General features: G+C 29.0%; 20 protein-coding genes and 2 pseudogenes. 21 read left to right on the top strand and 1 reads right to left on the bottom strand.

Features of this window, described 5'->3' with window-relative positions; genetic code table 11:
* The first annotated feature begins 61 nt into the window (after positions 1-61).
* The 17 genes and pseudogenes from A500_RS05440 to A500_RS05365 all read left to right on the top strand — a co-directional run bounded on the left by A500_RS05440 (position 62) and on the right by A500_RS05365 (position 13337).
* Entirely contained in the window at positions 62-253 is a 192-nt protein-coding gene (locus A500_RS05440) for a flagellar FlbD family protein (protein WP_016206582.1), read from the top strand.
* A 17-nt stretch (positions 254-270) separates the two neighbouring features.
* Positions 271-1080, top strand: a complete 810-nt coding sequence (locus A500_RS05435; protein ID WP_016206581.1) for a motility protein A — start codon at positions 271-273, stop codon at positions 1078-1080.
* The gene (locus A500_RS05430; RefSeq protein WP_016206580.1) at positions 1080-1820 is read left to right on the top strand and encodes an OmpA/MotB family protein; all 741 of its coding nucleotides are present in this window, start codon (positions 1080-1082) and stop codon (positions 1818-1820) included. The genes A500_RS05435 and A500_RS05430 overlap by 1 nt, the downstream gene beginning before the upstream one ends.
* 2 nt (positions 1821-1822) lie before the next feature.
* A complete protein-coding gene (locus A500_RS05425) occupies positions 1823-2269 on the top strand; it encodes a flagellar basal body-associated FliL family protein (protein WP_016206579.1) in 447 nt (148 codons plus the stop codon).
* Positions 2270-2287: 18 nt separating this feature from the next.
* Positions 2288-2656: a flagellar biosynthetic protein FliO gene (locus A500_RS05420; protein ID WP_016206578.1), complete on the top strand. Its 369-nt coding sequence runs from the start codon at positions 2288-2290 to the stop codon at positions 2654-2656.
* A gap of 13 nt (positions 2657-2669) precedes the next feature.
* The gene (gene fliP / locus A500_RS05415) at positions 2670-3443 is read left to right on the top strand and encodes a flagellar type III secretion system pore protein FliP (protein WP_016206577.1); all 774 of its coding nucleotides are present in this window, start codon (positions 2670-2672) and stop codon (positions 3441-3443) included.
* 9 nt (positions 3444-3452) lie between these two features.
* The gene (gene fliQ / locus A500_RS05410) at positions 3453-3722 is read left to right on the top strand and encodes a flagellar biosynthesis protein FliQ (protein WP_016206576.1); all 270 of its coding nucleotides are present in this window, start codon (positions 3453-3455) and stop codon (positions 3720-3722) included.
* Positions 3723-3736: 14 nt separating this feature from the next.
* A pseudogene (locus A500_RS05405) lies at positions 3737-5580 on the top strand (fused FliR family export protein/FlhB family type III secretion system protein).
* A 53-nt stretch (positions 5581-5633) separates the two neighbouring features.
* The gene (gene flhA / locus A500_RS05400) at positions 5634-7658 is read left to right on the top strand and encodes a flagellar biosynthesis protein FlhA (protein WP_051993123.1); all 2025 of its coding nucleotides are present in this window, start codon (positions 5634-5636) and stop codon (positions 7656-7658) included.
* Positions 7658-8794, top strand: a complete 1137-nt coding sequence (flhF, locus tag A500_RS05395; RefSeq protein ID WP_016206574.1) for a flagellar biosynthesis GTPase FlhF — start codon at positions 7658-7660, stop codon at positions 8792-8794. The genes flhA and flhF overlap by 1 nt, the downstream gene beginning before the upstream one ends.
* Positions 8788-9651: a MinD/ParA family protein gene (locus A500_RS05390; protein ID WP_016206573.1), complete on the top strand. Its 864-nt coding sequence runs from the start codon at positions 8788-8790 to the stop codon at positions 9649-9651. The genes flhF and A500_RS05390 overlap by 7 nt, the downstream gene beginning before the upstream one ends.
* A 14-nt stretch (positions 9652-9665) precedes the next feature.
* Positions 9666-10307: a flagellar brake protein gene (locus tag A500_RS05385; protein WP_016206572.1), complete on the top strand. Its 642-nt coding sequence runs from the start codon at positions 9666-9668 to the stop codon at positions 10305-10307.
* Between the two features lie 14 nt (positions 10308-10321).
* Positions 10322-11047: a FliA/WhiG family RNA polymerase sigma factor gene (locus tag A500_RS05380; protein ID WP_016206571.1), complete on the top strand. Its 726-nt coding sequence runs from the start codon at positions 10322-10324 to the stop codon at positions 11045-11047.
* A gap of 34 nt (positions 11048-11081) precedes the next feature.
* Positions 11082-11570: a hypothetical protein gene (locus A500_RS05375; RefSeq protein WP_016206570.1), complete on the top strand. Its 489-nt coding sequence runs from the start codon at positions 11082-11084 to the stop codon at positions 11568-11570.
* A 38-nt stretch (positions 11571-11608) separates the two neighbouring features.
* Positions 11609-11773 (top strand): hypothetical protein, encoded by a 165-nt coding sequence (locus A500_RS20315; protein ID WP_016206569.1) that lies wholly within the window; start codon positions 11609-11611, stop codon positions 11771-11773.
* Positions 11766-12548: a flagellar hook-basal body complex protein gene (locus A500_RS05370; RefSeq protein WP_016206568.1), complete on the top strand. Its 783-nt coding sequence runs from the start codon at positions 11766-11768 to the stop codon at positions 12546-12548. The genes A500_RS20315 and A500_RS05370 overlap by 8 nt, the downstream gene beginning before the upstream one ends.
* Before the next feature lie 15 nt (positions 12549-12563).
* Positions 12564-13337: a flagellar hook-basal body complex protein gene (locus A500_RS05365; protein ID WP_016206567.1), complete on the top strand. Its 774-nt coding sequence runs from the start codon at positions 12564-12566 to the stop codon at positions 13335-13337.
* 198 nt (positions 13338-13535) lie between these two features.
* Here the strand turns inward: A500_RS05365 and A500_RS05360 are convergent, their stop codons facing one another.
* Positions 13536-15176 carry a putative manganese-dependent inorganic diphosphatase gene (locus A500_RS05360; RefSeq protein WP_016206566.1) on the bottom strand — a complete coding sequence of 547 codons (1641 nt, stop codon included), beginning with the start codon at positions 15174-15176 and terminating at the stop codon, positions 13536-13538.
* A gap of 358 nt (positions 15177-15534) precedes the next feature.
* Between A500_RS05360 and A500_RS05355 the strand changes: the two genes are divergently transcribed.
* The 4 genes and pseudogenes from A500_RS05355 (at position 15535) to A500_RS05340 (ending at position 21040) form a co-directional block, all read left to right on the top strand.
* Positions 15535-18084 (top strand): calcium-translocating P-type ATPase, PMCA-type, encoded by a 2550-nt coding sequence (locus tag A500_RS05355; protein ID WP_016206565.1) that lies wholly within the window; start codon positions 15535-15537, stop codon positions 18082-18084.
* Positions 18085-18250: 166 nt separating this feature from the next.
* Complete coding sequence (gene thrC / locus A500_RS05350) at positions 18251-19723, top strand: threonine synthase (protein ID WP_016206564.1); 1473 nt, start codon at positions 18251-18253, stop codon at positions 19721-19723.
* Positions 19710-20613 (top strand): annotated as a pseudogene (gene thrB / locus A500_RS05345) (homoserine kinase). Before thrC ends, thrB begins: the two are co-directional and overlap by 14 nt.
* Complete coding sequence (locus tag A500_RS05340) at positions 20603-21040, top strand: ACT domain-containing protein (protein WP_016206562.1); 438 nt, start codon at positions 20603-20605, stop codon at positions 21038-21040. Before thrB ends, A500_RS05340 begins: the two are co-directional and overlap by 11 nt.
* Positions 21041-21191 lie beyond the last annotated feature (151 nt).

Genomic DNA, 21191 nt, shown 5'->3' with positions numbered 1-21191 from the left:
TAAATCAACTATGCACTGTGCCTTGTGAACTTTTCACTAACAAAGAGTGAGGTGGTAGTTTATGATTGATGTCACAACTATGAATAATAAAGAAATTATTCTAAATGCAGATCACATAGAAAAAATTGAAGAGGTTCCAGAAACTTTAATAACATTGACTAATGGGAAAAAATATATAGTTCTTGAAAGTGTTGAAGAAATAGTAGAAAAAGTAATTAGATATAAAAATAAAATTGTTACTTATAGGGTATAGTTGGAGGTAATTATAAAATGAAAAAGTCAGACTCATTAACTTCCATTGGATTAATTTCAGGTGTAATATTAATGTTTTATGGTATGGTTCTTGGTGGAAGCAGTCTTAAAATTTTCTGGGATTTATCATCAGTATTAATAACAGTAGGGGGATCTATTTCAGCCCTTTTAATAACTTATTCCTTGGAAGAAGTTAAAAATATTGGTAAATTAATGGCTCAAGCTTTTAAGGAAAATAAATCATCTGCAAAAGAGATAATTCTTAGCTTTACAGAACTTTCTAAAAAGGCTAGAAGAGAAGGCTTATTATCTTTAGAAGATGAGATTGTTAATATGGAAGATCCTTTTTTGAAAAAAGGTCTACAAATGGTTGTAGATGGTATTGAACCAGAAACTATAAGGGAAATATTAGAATTAGAAATTGGAGAAATGGAAAATAGACATGAAAAGGGAGCTGGGCTTTTCTTATCTTGGGGAGCTTATGCACCAGCTTTTGGTATGTTAGGTACTTTAATAGGTTTAATTCAAATGCTTGCAAATCTAACTGATGTAGCGAATATAGCATCAGGAATGGGAAAAGCCTTGATTACAACATATTATGGATCACTTCTAGCAAATATGTTATGTAATCCAGTAGCTGCAAATTTAAAACAAAAAAGTGCAAAAGAGGTTGGAGAAAGAGAAATGATGTTAGAAGGTATACTTGCAATACAATCAGGAGTAAATCCAAGAATTGTAGAAGAGAAACTAATAACATATTTACCACCTAAAGAAAAATTAGAATATTTAAATAACAATATTGAAAATGGTGAAGGGGTTGTTATTTAATGGCAAGAAAGAAAAAGACTAGTGAAGGCGGATTAAGAGGTGATGAATGGCTTCCAACTTATGCAGATACAGTAACTTTATTGCTTACATTTTTCGTACTTTTATATTCTATGGCATCTGTTGATGTTGAAAAAACAAAAAGTATAGCACAGGCATTTACCTCTATGATGAATGGAAGTGAAGGAAATAGTTTGTTAGAATATAATATGTATAATGGTGAAGTTCCCTTAATAGGAGGGGAAACACAAGATAATATAGAAGGTGGCGAAGAATTAACAGAGCAAGAAAGAATGTATAAAAATGTTAAGGAATTTGTTAACAATAATAATTTATCTTCGATTGTAGATATAATTGATGATGAAAGAGGAATAGTAATACAACTTAGGGATAACATATTATTTGAGACGTCAAGTTCGGATTTAAGAGAAGATAGTAAGGAAGTACTAAACAAAATCAACTCTCTTATAGCATCTGTTGAAAATCCTATATTAGTTGAAGGGCATACAGATAATAGACCTATAAATACAAGTAGGTTTCCATCCAATTGGGAGTTATCTGCAGATAGAGCTGTTAATGTAGTAAGATATTTTATTGAAGTAAAAGGTCAAAACCCTACAAGATTTAGTGCAGCAGGGTATGGTGAATTTCATCCAGTAGCACCAAATGATACTTATGAAAATATGGCTAAAAATAGAAGAGTGGATATTTTAATTGTAACAACTGAAAAGGAGGAAGAATAGAAGTGGCTGAAGAAAAAAAAGAAAAGAAAAAAGGTAATAAGTTGATTTTAATTATTGCTATATTAGCAGTTTTAGGTGGAGGAACGTTTGGAGGAGTATATTATTTTATGAATAAAGATAATGCCTCACAGCCAGTTGTTATACAAGAAGCTTTTTTTGAAGTTGGCGAAATATTTGTAAATTTAAGTGATGAAGGATCAAAAAGATACATAAAGCTTAATCTTTCAATAAGCTATGATAGTAAGAATAAAGATTTAGCAAAGGAAATAGAAGATAAAAAAGTTGTAATTAGAGACATAGCTATCTTTTATATAAAATCTTGTAAAGCAAAGGATTTTGAACCAGCTAATGAAGCTGTGTTAAAAGGGGATATAATAGCGAGAATTAATCAAAAGCTAACATCAGGATTGCTAAAAGACATTTATATAAGTGATATTATAGTACAATAAAGGAAGTAGATTTAAAAGATGGATTTAGTATTTTTAATATTTAAGTTAATATTTGCATTACCAATAGTACTTGGGCTTATTTATATATTATTTAAAATAAGTGGGAATAAACTTAATAAGATTAATGAAGGAAAATATATTAAGGTTTTAGAAAGAACTCAAATATCTAAGGAAACATCAATAGTAGTAGTAAAAATAGGGAAAAAGGGATATGTACTGAGTTCATCTAATAATGCTACTGAAAAATTGGATGAGATATCTGAAGAAGATATATTTATTTTAGAAGAGGAGAAAAGAATAGAAAAAGAAAAAATGAATGTCCAATATGGAATAGCTGTAAAAAGCTTAAGAGATAAAATATATAAATTTAGAAATAAATATAATTAAAAGGAAGATTTATATGAATAAAAAGAAGAAATATATATTTATGCTAATAATGACATTATTTCTGATATTTACTTTTAATAAAGCTGTAAATGCTGAACCAATAAGTATACCAGATTTAAATATTTCAGTAGGCGGCGAATCTACTTCTCCTCAGAATTATGTAGATAATATAAAATTATTGATAGTACTAACTATTTTAACATTATTACCTTCAATAATAATTATGATGACATCTTTTACAAGGATAATAGTTGTATTTTCTTTTTTAAAGAATGCATTAGGAGCTCAGCAATCAATTCCAAATCAAATACTTATTGGATTAGCAATATTTTTAACCATATTTATAATGCGACCAGTATATACAGAATTAAATGAAAACGCATTTAAACCTTTTATGGAAAATACAATAACCCAAGAAGAGGCCATGGAGGCAGGAAGTAAGCCCTTAAGAAATTTCATGCTAAAACAAACAAGACAAAAAGATCTAGAATTATTTATTGAAGCATCAAAACTAAATAAAGAGGAAATAACAAAAGATAATATTCCGTTAACAGTTGTTATCCCAGCTTTTGCTATAAGTGAACTTAAAACAGCATTTCAAATAGGATTTTTATTGTTCTTACCTTTCATAATAATAGATATGGTAGTAGCAAGTATTCTTATGTCTATGGGAATGTTCATGCTTCCACCTGTAATGGTAGCATTACCATTTAAATTATTATTATTTGTAATGGTAGATGGTTGGTATCTAATGGTTAAGTCCTTAATAATGAGTTTTGGAGGGTAGGTGATAAATGTGAGTGAAAATTTAATTATAGGAATAGTAAGAGATGCATTATATACAGCATTAAAAATAGCTGGACCTATATTAATAGTATCAATATTGATTGGTTTAATAATAAGTATATTTCAAGCAACTACTCAAATACAAGAACAAACATTAACATTTGTTCCTAAGCTTATAGGAATAGCAGGTGTTGGACTTGTATTATCAAGCTTTATGTTGCATACACTAGTAGCCTTTACAGAAAGAATATTTGAACTTATTATTAAGATATCTACGTAGGAGGTAGGTAAGGTATGATAGATACAGCCTACTTTTTAGCACTATTTCTTATATTTTTAAGAGTTACAGCTTTTTTTGCTATAACCAATATATTTTTCCCAAATGGGACACCGAAAGCATTAAAAGCTATGTTTTCATTAATATTTTCCTTTGCATTACTTGGAGGAATAGATTATTCAAATATAAATTTAATTACAAGCAATTATTATTTAATTATTTATATGATTTTAGAAGTTACTAATGGGTTAATACTGGGATTAATATCTAATATAGCTTTTGAAGTGGTATTAATGGCAGGAAGCCTAATAGATGTACATATAGGATTAAGTATGGTTAATACTATAGATCCAAATAGTAAAATAAGTACAACAATAACTGGAAATTTACTTCACTATGTAGCTTTAATGATTTTTTTGTAGTAGATGGGCATCATATGCTTATAAAATCACTTATTGAAAGTTTCATAATATTGCCAATGGGAAAGGGACTACTTTATCCAGATACAATGATGACACTTATAGAAGTTGTAGGGAAGTATTTTGTAATAGGATTGAAAATTGCAATACCTATAGTATTGATAATAATATTAACAGACCTTTGCATGGGACTTATTTCAAGAGCAGTTCCGCAAATAAATGTAATGATACTTGGAATGCCAGTTAAAATGTTAGTTGGTATATTAGCTATATCAATATCATTACCAATTATAATAAAGCTTTTTGTTAGCAGTATAAGTTATATTCCCGATATTTTTAGAAAGATAATCACATCTGCTCCTCTTGTTCTTCTAATATGGGCAGACGAAAAAACTGAAGAAGCTACTCCTAAGAAAAAAAGTGATTCTAGGAAAAAGGGGCAAGTTCCAAGAAGTAAGGATATTGGTCTTGCAATTACCATGGTAGCTACAGTTCTAGTAATTGTTGCATTAAGTGGATTTATAGTATCTTCCTTAAAGAATAATGTAATATACTTTCTTAATGATATGGGGACTATGGAGGTTACAGAAAGTAGCTTGAAGGGTATAAATACTCTTATTATAAGTAAAATGGCAATAGTAATAATGCCAGTTATATTGCCTATAATGATAGCTGGAGTTGTAGCTAGCTTGCTTCAAACAGGTTTTTTAGTAGTTAAAGATGCCATAAAACCTTCATTTGGTAAATTAAATCCTATTAATGGATTTAAGAATATGTTTTCTAAAAAAGCATTAGTAGAATTAGTGAAAAATTTAATACTTATATCAATAGTGATTTTTATAGCATATTCTTATATTCGAGATAACTTTGATAAAATAATACAAATAGGAAATTTATATTTACCTACATTGGGTATAGAAGTTAAAGCTCTAATAATTAATATATTTATAAAAATAACTATATTATTAGTTGTAATAGCAGTTATAGATTATGTTGTTCAATATATACTTTTTCAAAAGGATATAAGAATGACAAAGCAAGAAATCAAAGAAGAATACAAACAAATGGAGGGAGACCCTCAAATAAAATCAAAAATGAAACAAAGACAAAGAGAAATGTCACAAAGAAGAATGATGCAATCTGTAGGTGATGCTACTGTAGTAATAACAAATCCTACGCATTTAGCTGTAGCAATTAAATATGAAGAAGGTAAAATGGAAGCTCCAAAGGTTGTAGCTAAAGGAGCTGATGCAATAGCAATAAAAATTAAAGAAAAAGCTATTGAGGCAAAAGTTCCTATAATAGAAAATAAACCTTTAGCACGAATGTTATACAGTACAGTAGAAATAGATAAAGATATTCCACAGGATATGTATCAAGCTGTGGCAGAAATTTTAGCTATGGTATTTAAGTTAGACAAGAAAAAAAGACGCACTAGATAATAAAGGATGGGATAAGGTTGCTTGCAAATGAGAAATTTAGTTTAAATAGAAATATGGATGTATTAGTAGCCTTTGGTGTACTTGGTATTGTACTTATGATAATAATACCTCTTCCACCGTTGTTATTAGACATTTTATTAGCATTTAATATAACATTATCAGCAGTAGTTATAATGATTACTATGTTTACTACAAACGTACTTCAATTATCAGTATTTCCAACGTTATTGCTTATAACAACTCTTTTTAGATTAGGCCTTAATATATCATCAACAAGACTTATATTAAGTGAAGGAAATGCTGGAAGTATAATAGAAGCCTTTGGTGAATTTGTTATAGGTGGGAATTATATTGTTGGTATAATAATATTCTTAATTATAATAATTATACAATTTGTAGTAATAACTAACGGAGCAGGAAGAGTTTCCGAGGTATCAGCAAGATTTACATTAGATGCTATGCCAGGTAAACAAATGAGTATAGATGCAGACTTAAATGCAGGAACTATAGATGAGGCAACTGCAAGAAAAAGAAGAGAAGATTTACAAGCAGAAGCAGATTTTTATGGATCAATGGATGGGGCATCTAAGTTTGTAAAAGGAGATGCTATAGCAGGTATAATAATAACTATAATAAATATTGTTGCTGGTATTATTATAGGGACAATGGGTGGCATGGATATTGCAAAGGCAGCACAGCTATATACAAGGCTTACAGTAGGAGATGGTTTAGTTAGCCAAATTCCAGCTTTACTTATATCAACTGCATCAGGTATATTAGTAACAAGATCAGGAAGTTCAGATAATTTTGGTAAAACTTTTAGTAAGCAACTTACTGCATTCCCTGTTGCATTAGCAATAGTTTCAGCAGTTATGTTTTTCTTAGCTTTAATTCCAGCAATGCCAAAGCTTCCATTTTTATTAGCAGCAGTGACAAGTGGGGTTGCAGCATATCTTTTATTTAAAGAGGAGCAAAAGAATCAAGAAGAAGAACTTGCAAAGGTTGAAGAAGAATATACAGAAATGGAAAGAAAAGAACCAGAGAATGTAATGACTTTAATTTCTGTTGAACCAATGGAAGTAGAAATAGGTTATGGATTAATTCCTTTAGCAGACGAATCAACAGGTGGAGATTTACTGCAAAGAATTGCATCTGTTAGAAGACAATGTGCAATAGAAATGGGAGTTGTGGTTCAACCTATAAGAATAAGAGATAATCTCCAACTAAAAACTAATGAATATGTAATAAAAATAAGAGGAACAGTTATAGCTTCAGCAGAGCTTATGGCAAATATGCTTCTTTGTATGGATCCATCTGGAGATAACTCTCAAATAGCGGGAATAAGAACTATAGAGCCTACATTTAATTTGCCAGCGGTATGGATAAATAAAGATCAAAGAGAAGAAGCTGAAATAAAAGGATTAACAGTGGTAGATCCAACTACTGTTATGGTTACTCATTTAACAGAAACTATAAAAGCACATTCTTATGAATTACTTGGAAGACAAGAAGTTCAATTAATAGTAGATAATACTAAAGAGAAATATAGTACTGTAGTAGAAGAACTTATACCGGATCTTATGACTATAGGGGAACTTCAAAAAATATTACAAAACTTATTAAGAGAAAAGGTTCCAATAAAAGATATGGTAACAATTATGGAATCTTTAGCAGATAATTCTAGACTTACTAAAGATTTAGAACTTTTAACAGAATATGTTAGATTTGCATTAGCAAGAACAATTTGTAATACAGTAATAGATGAAAATAGAAGTATAACAGTTGTTACATTATCTCCTCAAATAGAAGAAATAATAGCTGCTAATACTCAGAAATCTATGCAGGGATCTTTCCCAGCGGTTGATCCAGATACAACTACTAAGATACTTAGTTCTATAAGAGATGAAGTAGATAGAGTTTATTTCTATAACAACCAACCGGTTATATTAGTATCACCAAATATAAGACCAGTATTTAGGAAACTTATAGAAATGGTATTTCCACATATAATGGTTATATCATTAAATGAAATTCCAAATGATGTTGAAATAAGAACAGAAGGAGTTGTCTCATTATAATGGTAATAAAAAAATACTTAGTAAAAAATATGAACGAAGCTCTTACTAGAATACGATACGAGCTAGGTAAAGATGCTATTATAATAAGTCAAAGAAAAATAAGAGAATCAGGAATTAAAGGATATTTTAAACCTAAGTTAATTGAAGTTACTGCAGCACTTGAAAATAATAAAATAGATAAAAAAAACAAATTTGCTAGAGAAAAAGAAGAGGATATAGATTTTAGAAACTCTCTAGATAGCATAAAGAAAATTATTTCAGAAAAAGATAAGAAAATAATTAAAGAAGAAGTCAAAGAAGAGGTTAATAGTGAGAATATAAAAAATGAAGTTAAAGAAATTAAGGAATTACTAAATAGAGTTATAAAAAATACAAATAAAGAAGAAGAAAAAGATTTAATATCAGAATATCTAAGAGATATAGATATTGATGAAAAACTTTTAATTGATTTATTGGCTAAAAATTATGATAATATAGATGAGTTTAAAAAAGATTTTATGGATTTATTAGAAAAAGAAATTGATATTAGTACTAACAACTTAAGTGGAAAAGTAGTTTTGGTGGGACCAACAGGAGTAGGAAAAACTACTACTATAGCTAAACTTGCGGGAAGATTAGCCTTAATAGAAAAAAAGAAAGTTGGGTTAATTACTATAGATACCTATAGAATAGGAGCCGTTGAGCAACTAAAGACTTACGCTGAAATTATGAATATACCATTTAAAGTGGTTATAACCTTAAAAGAGATGGAAGGTGCTGTTAAGGAGCTAGAAAGTTGTGATGTAATTTTAGTAGATACAACCGGAAGAAGCAGCAAAAATACAATGCAAATATCAGAACTTAGAGCATTTATTCAAAAGGTTAATGCTGATCATATAATGCTTGTGATGAGTGGAACTACCAAGAATAGAGATATTCAAACGATTTTAGAGGGATATAATGAACTTGCTTATGAAGAATTAATTATAACTAAATTAGATGAAACCAGTACTTATGGATGTGTGTACAACATAGTAAAAAGGTCAAATAAACCTATAGCTTATATTACCACAGGACAAGATGTTCCAGATGATATAAAAGTACCTTCAAAGAATGAAATAGAAAAACTTATTCTAGGGGAGGAAACTATATGTTAGACCAAGCAGAAAGTTTAAGAAGGTTAGCAAGAGGTGAAGTACAAGAAAATTTTAAAAGAGATGCTAGAATAATAACTATAACATCAGGTAAAGGTGGAGTTGGAAAAAGTAATTTTGTAGTTAATTTGGCAATTACATTAGTTAAAAAAGGTAAGAAAGTATTAATATTTGATGCAGATATAGGCATGGGGAATGATGATGTTTTAATGGGAATATACCCTAGGCATAGTGTTTTAGATTTAATTAATGGCAAATTAGCTATAGAAGATATAATTGTTGATGGACCAGAAGGTGTAAAATTATTACCAGGCGGAAGTGGATTAAATAATATAGAGGATTTACAACAAAATCAAAGAGATATTTTCTTAAAAAAAATAGAAATGCTAGAAGGATTTGATTATATATTTATAGATACAGGCGCGGGAATAAGCAGAAGTGTATTAGCTTTTATAGCTTGTAGTGATGAATTAATATTAGTAACCACTCCGGAACCTACTTCATTAACAGATGGATATAGCCTATTAAAGGCAGTAAATCACTTTAAAATAAAAAACAAAGCTAATATAGTTGTTAATAAGGCGTTAGATAAAAAAGAAGGAAGCCAAACTTTTGTAAAATTTAAAGCTGCTGTAAATAAATTTTTGACATTAGACGTTGATTATTTAGGAAGTATTTATGAAGATAGAAAACTTGTTATGGCAGTAAGGGAACAAGTGCCATTTGTAATAAGCTATCCAAACTGTGATGCAGCTAAATCTGTAATTGAGATAGCGGATAAAATTATGGGTAAGAAAAAAGAAACTATAGGTGTTGGGGCTCAAGGGTTATTCAGAAAATTATTTAATATTTTTTCTTAGGGGGATTAGCGGTAATGACGAAATTAGAGCTTGTTATAAATTGTAAAATTGATGTTTTATGGGAGGAAGATATTTATAAATCAACCGTTCAAGATATAAAGGATGAAGAAATTTTAATAGCGATTCCAGTATCTAATGGAATTTATTTAACTTTAGAAGATGGAGAAAAATTAGAGCAAATATTCTATGATGATAAAGGCAATGTTTTTGGTTATAAGAGTGAAGTTTTAGGAAGAACTACAGAAAATAATATTCCATTTTATAGGATTGGAAAGCCTTTTGAAATAACTAGAATACAAAGAAGAAATTATGTAAGAGTTAATATACTACAAGTGATTAACTATATAAAGGAAGAAGAACTTGAAAAAGAAATAAGAGAAGAAGAAAAGTATCAACATGCACTTTTACTTGACTTAAGTGGTGGTGGCATGAGAATTAAAATAAAGGAAGAATTATCATATAATGATATTATAGTTGCAAACTTAATTCATGATAATGAGAAGATAACTGTAAGAGGAAAAATCGTAAGGATAGAAAAAACAGAAGATAAGAAGTATATATGTGGAATAGATTTTGATGATATGGACAATGTAACAAGAGAGAAAATAATAAGAACAGTATTTAGGATAATGAGAAAACAAAGAGAACTTATCTAGAGGAGGTTAACAATATGGAATGTCAAAGCCCTATAATTCATAAAGAACAAATTGTAGAAAAATATATACCACTAGTTAAATATTTAGCTTCTAGAGTTATGATTGGTAAAACCAAATATATAGAATATGAGGATTTAGTAAGCTATGGAATTGTTGGGCTTTTAGATGCAATTAATAGGTACGATTCAACGAAAGGCATGAAGTTTTCATCTTATGCTACTTTAAGAATAAAGGGGTCAATGATTGATGAAATAAGAAAAAACAGACCAATTTCTAAAGGTGCTATGGATAAACTAGCTAGATATAATGAATGCGTAGAAAAACTTCAAAATATATACATGAGAGAACCAAATCTAAAAGAAATTGCAAATGAACTAAAAATATCAGAGGAAGAAGTTTCTCAAATTGAAAATTATATAAATTATATGTCAGTGATGTCCTTAGAATCTATAATATATTCAGATGATGATGATGTTACTATTATGGAGACGTTAGAAGATAAAAACTCTGTTTCACCAGAAGAATCTTTAGAGGATAAAGAAAAATTAGAAGTTCTTGCAAAAGCAATAGAAGATCTAAAGGAAAAAGATAAGCTTATATTAAAGTTATATTATTATGAAAAATTAACTTTAAAAGAAATAGGACAAATTTTAGAAGTATCAGAATCTAGAGTTTGTCAGTTACATAGTAGAGCCATAAGGAATTTAAGAGGTGTAATGCAAAAAATAAATTACATATAATTTATACTTAAAAGAATAGGAAAGGGAGGATTATATGCTTCCTGTATTAATAATATTAATAGGAATTATACTTATAATTTTAAATGTTAAAGCTATAAAAAAAGAAGATAAATCCTTTGAAAAAATACTAAATCGAGAAGAAATGAATAATAATAAGGATTATGATGTAGAAATTATTTCAATAAGAAGAGATTTAGCAGAAACTGTTTTAGATTTGCAAAAAGAAATTGAAGTATTAAAAAAGTCATTGAATTATATAAAGAATAATAAAGAAGTAGACGATAATAAATATAATATAGATGATTATGAAAAAGAAAATTCGGAAATCATTTTAGAAGAAGATATAATAGAAAATGATGTAATATCAGAAATAAATTTTAATAATAAAAAAAAGCTTCAAAATGATAAGATGGAAAGTGTAAAGTCACTTTTACAAAATGGATTAAGAGATGAAGAAATATGTGAGAAATTATCCATAGGTAAGGGGGAAGTACTATTAATAAAAAGTTTATTAAGAAAATAGGTATAGTAATTGATTTTTTAACTGATAGAAAAATACTTATGGGAATAGGCATCGGAATGGTATTGACTTCAATATTTATGTTTGGATATAGTTATAATAAAGAACTTTCTAATGATAAAATAGAAGAGAAGGCTAGAGGCCTTGGAATGCACTATGAGGATGAATGTAAAGTATTATTTAAAGGAGTTGAGAATAATGATTAGGAGTTTATATACTGCTGTATCAGGATTAATATCATTGGAAAATAAGCAATCTAATATAGTGAATAATATAACAAATGCAAATACAACTGGATTTAAAGGAGATAACTTATCAATAAAAAGCTTTGATGAAGTTATGATTCAAAATAGAGATAAAGTAGTTAATGGTAAAAATATAACTCAAAAGCTAGGAGCAATAAGTTTAGGGGCTAAGATAGATAGTGTAGATACAGCATTTACACAAGGGCTTATAAAAAGTACAGATAAAAAAACAGATTTTGCTATAGAAGGAAGAGGATTTTTTGCTATACAAAAGCAAACTAATGCAGGTAACGAAGTAGTATATACAAGAGATGGAAGCTTTAAAGTTGGAAATGATGGATATCTTATAAATACTGATGGAGATAGAGTTTTAGGAATGAATAAAAGTACAGGAACTCTTGAACCAATATTTGTAGGTGGAGATGAGTTTGTATTAGATAGAAATAATAATCTTTACATAGGTGATAGAGCAACACATACTTTAGCAACAGCAGATTTTCAAGATTATAAGACATTAGAAAAAATAGGAGATAATTACTATAGAGGAACAAATCCTATATATAATGCACAAGTTTCTGTTGCTCAAGGATCATTAGAAGCTTCAAATGTAAGTGTTTCGAATGAAATGGTAAATATGATTACTACAATGAGAAGTTTTGAAACTAATCAAAAAATAATTCAAACTATTGATGAAACATTAGGGAAAGCTGCAAATGAAATAGGTGTAGTTAAATAGTAGGAGGATAAATTTATGCTAAGAACATTATGGACTGCAAGAAGTGGAATGAATGCAAATCAAGATAAGTTAGATGCAATTTCTAATAATTTAGCGAACTCAACCACTATGGGATATAAGAAAATAGAAGTTGGGTTTAAAGACTTATTAACAGAATCCTTAGATAGGATGGGAAATCCAATTAATGATAAAGATGCTGTAATTGGAACAGGTACAAGAACTTCAGAATGGTATAGAGATAATTCTCAAGGCATGTTGCAAGAAACTTTAAGAGGTACAGATTTATCAATTGATGGATCAGGTTATTTTAAAATAATTTCATCAGATGGAGGAGAAGCCTATACTAGAGATGGCGCTTTTGCAATTGATGCTAATGGTAAAATTGTAGATAATAGAGGAAATAAATTAGAACTTAATTATTTAAATGGATATTCAGAGAATAATGTAGTATTTAACAAAGATAATTTTCTTGTGGATAAAAAAGGACAAGTTTATATTAAAGATAGAGGTAACTTTGTACAAGTTGCAGAAATTCCATTATATACAGCAGTAGGTGATAGAGCATTTTTAGCAATTGGAGAAAATTTATTTACTCCAGCTCAAGGTGTAGAGGTGCAAAGAACTACTAACTTTGATATATACCAAGGATCATTAGAAGGATCAAATGTAAATATAGCAACTGAATTCTCGGAAATGATATTAACTCAAAGAGCTTTTGAACTTAGTTCAAGAGGGATTACAACTGCAGATGAAATGTGGGGAATGGTTAATAATATGAGAGCTAGATAAGAATGGGAAGCAAAATAGTGAAAATGGAATAGTGAAAAGTGAAAGAATTGAGGAAATAATTCAGCATAGCTGAATAATAAAATAAAGGCTGAGAAAATCTCAGCCTTTATTTTATTATTTACAAATTTCATTAGAATTTTATCAATAACTGTTCGCTTTTTCACTATTCACTCTTTCACTATAATTTAGTTTACTAAATTATTTAGCTGTTACTGCAGCTGTAATTGGTGGTACGACTTGCTTCTTTCTTGAAAGCACTTTATCTAAGAAAGCTGTATTATCTTTTAATGTAATATTGAAAGCTTTCTCAATTATTTCGGGTCTATCACCAGCAACTAATATTTGAGAGCCTTCATTAAGAATATCTGTAAGCAATAAAAGTACAGTATCTAGTTTTGCTTCTTTTGCTTTAGTATTCATATAAGTTAACATTTCTTCTTTAAGTGGCATAAATCCTTCAATATCCATAGTATTTACTTGTGCTATACCAACCCTTGTATCTTCCATAGTAAATGGCTTGAAATCTTGATTAAAGATTTGTTCTACTGTTTTTCCCTTTAATGAAGTTCCAGCCTTAAACATTTCTTTAGCAAATTTCTCAACATCTATTCCAGCTATTTCAGCTAATCTTAGACAAATATTTTTATCTTGTGAGGTACAAGTTGGGCTTCTAAATAGTAATGTATCAGAAATAATAGCTCCACATAGAAGTCCAGCAGCTTGTTTTGAAGGTCGTATTCCGTTTTCAAAGAAGCATTTACCTACTATAGTAGAAGTACTTCCAATAGGCTCACTTCTAAAATATAAAGGTCCACTAGTTTGAATATCAGCAACTCTGTGATGATCTATAATTTCTAAGATTTCAGCATCTTCAAGACCATCAACTGATTGACTTCTTTCATTATGGTCAACTTGGATGATTTTCTTTTTATAATTAGAAATTAAATGATATCTTGATACAGCTCCAATTACTTTGCCGTTTTCTGCAATAACTGGATAACTTCTATATCTAGTTTCTATCATAACCTTTTTAACATCTTCAACTAAATCATTAGTTGAGAATGTAACTAACTTATCTTTGATCATAACATATCCAACAGGAATACTTTGAATTATAAGTCGTGATGTAGTAAAGGAATCATGTGGAGTAGTTATAACACTTATATTAGCTTTTTTAGCTTTTTCTGATATTTTGCTACTTGGAGTATGTGATCCAGTAATTATCATAAGAGATATATTAAGATCAAGTAATGCGTTTTGAATCTCTTCTCTATCTCCAACTATAGCTATATCCCCAGCTTCTATGTAATCTTTCATACTTTCAGGTTTCATTGCAGTTACAGCTATTTTCCCAGGAAAAGTTTTTCTTTTTGAATCTACATAAATTTCCTTTGCAGATAGTGTATCTATAATATTTTCGATTGAAGTATTACTTTTTGCTAGAATTCTATTATCCCAAATATCCATATAACATGAAGTTAAGTTTGAGATAGCTAAAACTCCCAATAAATGATCATTTTCGTCAGCTACTGGTAAAGTTTTAATGTTTTTATTTCTCATTATATTCCAAGCTGTTTTTAAAGATATATCAGGAGATACAGGAGTTATTCTATCAAACTCTAAATCTTCTACCTTTAATTTAACAGTCTTTAGCAATTGAGGAGCTTCAACTCCAAAATAATCAAGAATATATTGAGTTTCTTGATTTACATTTCCAAGTCTTACAGGTACTGCAGGTATATTGCCTGTCTTATTTTTAAATTCAGCATACGAAAAAGCTGCACATATCGAATCAGAATCTGGATTCTTATGTCCTGTTACGTAAATTATGTCTTTCAAATTAAGACCCTCCTTAGTTAAATTTTATATATACATATTCTATATTTATATTGTTAATTTGTAAAGCTATCTATATAAAGTATATGTAGAAATATGTTGAATTACTCTTATTTACATGTACATGTTTTAATTAATAAATGCAGCATATACATCATACTTCTCTAAATGAGCTTTCTTAATAAAATCAGTTATTCTTACATTCAATTTCATTAAGTGTTCAATTCATCTACATTATCAATGTGTTACTGAGTTAATGGATTTATTTAAATAGAAAATTAACATATCAATTATTAAAAAAAATCATATCTTAGAATTTACTAAATATAATATATAGAAACTATTTTAAGGAGGACAACCGGTGATACAAGAAAGAGAAATATCAAGGGGTCTATCTACAAAGGAAGCAGAAAAAAGACAAAGTACTTATGGATTAAATGAGTTATCCCACAAAAAGAAATCATCACCTATATTAATATTTTTAGCTCAATTTAATGACTTTATTGTTTGGGTATTAATAGCTGCAACTGTAATTTCAGGCTTAATGGGAGATACTGCAGATGCAATAACAATACTTATAATAGTGGTTGTAAATGCAATAATGGGGTTTGTACAAGAATATAGAACTGAAAAATCCTTAGAAGCATTAAAGGAATTAGCAGCACCAACTTGCAAAGTTATTAGAGATGGGGTTTTGAAAGTAATAAACTCAATAGAAGTTACTATAGGGGATCTAATAATATTAGAAGCAGGAGATAGAATACCAGCAGATGGCACATTTATAGAAAGCTCAGGGATAATGATTGATGAGTCACTTTTAACTGGAGAATCAGTAGGAGTTTCTAAGGATTCAAAAAAAGGAAAAAACCAAGGATTTATGGGTACTACAGTATTGAAAGGTAGAGGTATTTTACTTATTGATAGTATTGGAATGAATACGGAAATGGGGAAAATAGCAAATCTTTTAGATAACATTGAAGAAGATAAATCTCCATTAAGAGAGAGACTAGATTCACTAGGTAAGATACTAGTAGCATTATGTTTAACAATATGTGCAGTTGTAACAGTACTAGGAATATTAAGAGGTAATGAAATTACAGAAATGTTTTTATTAGGGGTTTCATTAGCAGTTGCAGCAATACCAGAAGGTTTAGCAGCTATAGTAACAGTAGCGTTAGCATTAGGTGTTTCAAGAATGTTAAAGAAAAATGCTTTAGTAAGAAAATTACCAGCAGTAGAAACTTTAGGGTGTACATCAGTAATATGTTCAGATAAGACGGGTACATTAACACAAAATAAAATGACTGTAAAAGAAATTTATATTAATGGAAAAATACATGATTTAGATAAAGATCAATTAACCAATCATTCAACAATTATGAAGGCTTTAGTTTATTGTAATGATTGTAATTATGATTTTAATATTAAGAACATAGATAAGGCTTTACATGGAGATCCAACTGAAACTGCATTGATAAAAGCATTTTTTAAAGATGTTAACTTGTTAAAATCCTTTGTATCCAATGCAAAAAGAATATATGATATTCCTTTTGATTCTTCTAGAAAAATGATGAGTGTTATAGTTAGAGAAGGAACAAAAGAAGTTTGTTATATGAAAGGTGCTCCAGAAAGAGTTATAGATAAGTGTAGTCATATACTTGAAAATGGAACTATAAAGCCTTTAACTACTCAAAAGAAAAAGCAGGTTGCATCATATATAGAAGCAATGTCTAATAGAGCTTTAAGGTGTATAGCAGCAGCTTATAAGGAAAGCAATTTAGTAAAGAGTGAATCTTTAGAAAATAATTTAATCTTTTTAGGAGTTGCAGGAAGTATTGATCCTCCAAGAGTTGAAGTTAGAGACGCAGTATTAAAATGTAAACTTGCAGGAATTCAACCTGTAATGATAACTGGGGATCATAAAAATACAGCACTTGCAATAGCTAAATCAATTAATATTTGTAATACAGATGATCAAGCTATGACAGGAGAAGAAATTGAAACAATTAGCGATGAAGATCTTATGAAGAAAGTTAAAAACGTCAGAGTATTTGCAAGAGTATCCCCACATCATAAGCTTAGAATAGTTAAAGCTTTTAAAAAACAAAATAATATAGTTGCAATGACTGGAGATGGAGTTAATGATGCTCCAGCAATAAAGGAAGCAGATATAGGAATTGCAATGGGAATATCAGGAACAGATGTAACTAAGGAAGCAGCTTCCATGGTATTAATGGATGATAATTTTGCAACAATTGTATCAGCAGTAGAAGAAGGTAGAGTTATATATGATAATATAAGAAAATTTATAAGATATTTATTATCTTGTAACTTAGGCGAAGTATTAACTATGTTTCTAGCATCATTATTTTATTTACCTAATCCACTTACACCAATACAAATATTATTTGTAAACTTAGCAACTGATGGATTACCGGCAATTGCTCTTGGAGTAGATCCAGCAGATAAAGATATAATGATGCAACAACCAAGAGAAAAGGGAGAAGGTATTTTTGCAAGAGGACTATGGTCAAAGATTGTTGTAAGAGGATGTTTAATTGGAATTTGTACTTTACTTTCATTTATGACTGGTAGATTATATGGTATGGATTTAGCTACATGTAGAACTCTTGCTTTAACAACACTAGTTATGTCTCAGTTATTACATGTTTTCGAGTGTAGATCAGAAAGACATTCTATTTTCGAAATTAAAGTATTTACTAATCCATATTTAGTTTTAGCAGTACTAGTTTCTATGATTATGGTATGTTCAATACTATATATCCCATTTTTATCAGGAGTATTTAATACTGTTCCATTAAGGCTTTTTCAATGGGGAATAGTTTTATTCTATTCAGGGATAATTTTTATGATAAATAGTTTATATCTATTTATAAAATCTAAAAAATAGTAAATATATAATAGATATAAAATAAAATATAGGAGTTAAATTTTAACTCCTATATTTTATTTTATATAAAGAAACAAGTGTTTTTAAAACAAAAACACTTGTGTTTAGACAGAGAACATGGTAATATAATCCTAAAGGATAATAACCTTTGATTTGGGGTGATTTTATGAGGTTTATTAGTACTAGAGGAGAGGAGTCTTATGTATCTTCCTCGCAAGCTATTATAAGAGGAATTTCTAAGAGCGGCGGGTTATATGTTCCAGAAGAATTTCCAAGATTATATGAAAAAATAAAAGATAAAGAAAATCTTAGCTATGAAGAAATTTCTTTTGAAATTGTTAAAGCATTTTTTACAGATTTCACTGAAAATGAAATCAAAATTGCCATTAATAAAGCATATAAAAATCGATTTAAAGTAATAGAGAAAAATGGATTTTTAGAATTGTATCATGGACCTACATCAGCCTTTAAAGATGCAGCTCTATTATTTCTTCCACAAATAATGAAAATTGCAAAAACAAAACAAAATATCAAAGAAGAAATAGTGATTTTAGCAGCTACTTCTGGGGATACTGGAAAAGCTGCCTTAGAAGGTTTTAGTGGAGTAGAAGGATTTAAAGTTATGGTGTACTATCCAAAGGATAAGGTAAGTGCAGTACAAGAAAGGCAAATGATAACACAAGAAGGTGAAAATGTAAATGTAGTTGGAATTAGGGGTAATTTCGATGAAGCACAAAGGGGCGTAAAAGAAATATTTGGGGATGATAAGTTTAAAGAAGAATTATTATCTAAAGGATTTAGATTATCTTCTGCAAACTCAATTAATATTGGAAGATTAATTCCACAAATAATATATTATTTTTATGGATACTTTCAATTAGTAAATAAGCAAAAAATAAAATTGGGCGATAAAATAAATGTTGTAGTTCCCACTGGAAATTTTGGGAATATATTAGCTGCGTATTATGCAAAGGAAATGGGGCTTCCTATTGCAAAATTTATATGTGCATCTAATGAAAATAAGGTTTTAACTGATTTCTTCAAAAAAGGAATATATGATAGAAGAAGAGAACTCGTAGTAACAGAATCTCCATCTATGGATATATTAGTCTCATCAAATTTGGAAAGGCTTTTGTTTGAAGCAAGTGGTAGAAATTCTGATGAAATAAAATCTTTAATGAAGGAATTGAACCTTAATGGGGTGTATAGTATTAATGGGAAATACAAAAGTTTTTTAAAAGACTTTTATGGAGAAAATGCTAACACAGAAGAAGTTTATAAGGCAATAAAAGATTTATATAATAAAGAGGGCTATTTAATGGATACTCATACTGCTGTAGGATATGTAGTGTTAGATAAGTATATTAAAGATACAAATGACACTACTAAATGTTTGATTGCTTCAACAGCAAGTCCATATAAGTTTCCAAGAAGTATAACAAAAGCTTTAGAAATAGATAATGAAGAAAATGGAGATTTTGAAGCAATAGAAAAGTTAAATAAGTTTTGTAAAATAAAAGTTCCTAACAATTTAATTGGACTAGATAATAAAGATGTTCTTCATAATTTTGCGTGTGATTTTGACGATATGAGACAAGCTCTTAAAGACTTTTTGGGAGGAAAACATGATAAAAGTTAAAGTGCCGGCAACATCAGCTAATATGGGTCCTGGTTTTGATTCTCTAGGGATAGCTTTTGATTTGTCTAATGAGTATGAATTTTCAGAAGGTGAAAATGGTATTAAATTTTACGGATTTAAAGAAGAATTTTGTAATGAAAAAAATATAGTTTATAAATCCATGAAGATATGTTTTGAAAAATACAATTTTAAACCTAAAGGGCTAAATATAAAGCTGATAAAAGAAGATATACCTATATCAAGAGGATTAGGATCGAGTTCTAGTTGTATAATTGCAGGGCTTTTAGGTGCTAACTATATTATGAATAACTTGTTGAGCTTAGAGGAACTTTTTAGAATTGGAGTTGAAATTGAAGGTCATCCAGATAATATAGCACCAGCTTTATTTGGTGGTATGGTAGTATCAGTTATGGAAGAAGAGAATGTTATTTATAATAAGATAGACGTAAAAAATGGAATTAACTTTATTGCTTTAATTCCAAACTTTGAACTCTCTACAGCATTATCTAGAAGTGCTCTACCATCTAAGGTAGAATTTAAAGATGCTGTATATAATATAAGTAGAGTAGCCTTAATGATTTCCAGTTTTTCAAATGGAAGCTATGATTTGCTGAAATATTGTTGTAAAGATTCAATTCATGAGAAATATAGAAGCCCATTAATAAAAGATTATGATTTAGTTTATAATAAGTGCATGGAACTAGGAGCTTTAGGATGTTTTTTAAGTGGAGCAGGACCTACGATTATGGCAATTGTAAATAAAGATGATAAAAATATATTTTCTAATATAAAAAATTTTAGAAAGCAAAAGTATTCCTTGGGATATAAAAAAGCTTTGTATTAATAATCATGGGGCTATGACTTTTGAAGGAGATACTAATGAAAGGTAATTTTTTAGTTGTAGATAAAAGAGTTTTACCAGAAGTTTATGAGAAAGTAGTAGACGCTAAAAGGCTGCTAAAGGAAGGTAAGGTTAAAGATGTTACGGAAGCGGCTAAAACTGTTAGTATAAGCAGGAGTGTCTATTATAAATACAAGGATTCAGTTTTTGCTTTATCAGAAACTGAGCAGGGGCAGAAGGTAACTATTAATATGATGATAAATGATAATAAAGGTGTACTTTCAGGAATATTGAACTATATTTCAGAAGAAGGTGGAAGTATAATAACAATTAATCAAGGAATCCCCATGAATAAAAAAGCAAATTTAAGTTTGACAATTGATACCTCTTCACTTAAGGGAGATTTAAAAACTTTGCTTGAAGATTTATCTAAAGTAAAAGATGTGGAGAAAGTAGAATTTGTAGCTATGGAATAAATTTAATAAGTTTAAAGCTTCTTCTTAGAAGTTTTGATATCTTGCAAATAGGTTGTTGAAGTGTGTATAGATTACATATATAGCAACCTTATTTTTATTTATAAAAAATCATAAATAAAAATTAAATCTTATTTTACACTTTAGATTTAAT

Source organism: Clostridium sartagoforme AAU1 (assembly GCF_000401215.1).
In the GTDB taxonomy this organism is placed as follows: Bacteria; Bacillota; Clostridia; order Clostridiales; family Clostridiaceae; genus Clostridium; species Clostridium sartagoforme.
This window is presented reverse-complemented; position numbering and strand designations above follow the sequence as displayed.

Coding starts and splice junctions, on each gene's coding strand:
- A500_RS05370 (WP_016206568.1), top strand. CDS start 11,766: ATGATTAGGAGTTTATATACTGCTGTATCAGGATTAATATCATTGGAA.
- A500_RS05430 (WP_016206580.1), top strand. CDS start 1,080: ATGGCAAGAAAGAAAAAGACTAGTGAAGGCGGATTAAGAGGTGATGAA.
- flhA (WP_051993123.1), top strand. CDS start 5,634: ATGGATGTATTAGTAGCCTTTGGTGTACTTGGTATTGTACTTATGATA.
- A500_RS20315 (WP_016206569.1), top strand. CDS start 11,609: ATGGGAATAGGCATCGGAATGGTATTGACTTCAATATTTATGTTTGGA.
- A500_RS05365 (WP_016206567.1), top strand. CDS start 12,564: ATGCTAAGAACATTATGGACTGCAAGAAGTGGAATGAATGCAAATCAA.
- thrC (WP_016206564.1), top strand. CDS start 18,251: ATGAGGTTTATTAGTACTAGAGGAGAGGAGTCTTATGTATCTTCCTCG.
- A500_RS05385 (WP_016206572.1), top strand. CDS start 9,666: ATGACGAAATTAGAGCTTGTTATAAATTGTAAAATTGATGTTTTATGG.
- flhF (WP_016206574.1), top strand. CDS start 7,658: ATGGTAATAAAAAAATACTTAGTAAAAAATATGAACGAAGCTCTTACT.
- A500_RS05435 (WP_016206581.1), top strand. CDS start 271: ATGAAAAAGTCAGACTCATTAACTTCCATTGGATTAATTTCAGGTGTA.
- A500_RS05340 (WP_016206562.1), top strand. CDS start 20,603: ATGAAAGGTAATTTTTTAGTTGTAGATAAAAGAGTTTTACCAGAAGTT.
- fliP (WP_016206577.1), top strand. CDS start 2,670: ATGAATAAAAAGAAGAAATATATATTTATGCTAATAATGACATTATTT.
- A500_RS05375 (WP_016206570.1), top strand. CDS start 11,082: ATGCTTCCTGTATTAATAATATTAATAGGAATTATACTTATAATTTTA.
- A500_RS05440 (WP_016206582.1), top strand. CDS start 62: ATGATTGATGTCACAACTATGAATAATAAAGAAATTATTCTAAATGCA.
- A500_RS05390 (WP_016206573.1), top strand. CDS start 8,788: ATGTTAGACCAAGCAGAAAGTTTAAGAAGGTTAGCAAGAGGTGAAGTA.
- A500_RS05380 (WP_016206571.1), top strand. CDS start 10,322: ATGGAATGTCAAAGCCCTATAATTCATAAAGAACAAATTGTAGAAAAA.
- A500_RS05420 (WP_016206578.1), top strand. CDS start 2,288: ATGGATTTAGTATTTTTAATATTTAAGTTAATATTTGCATTACCAATA.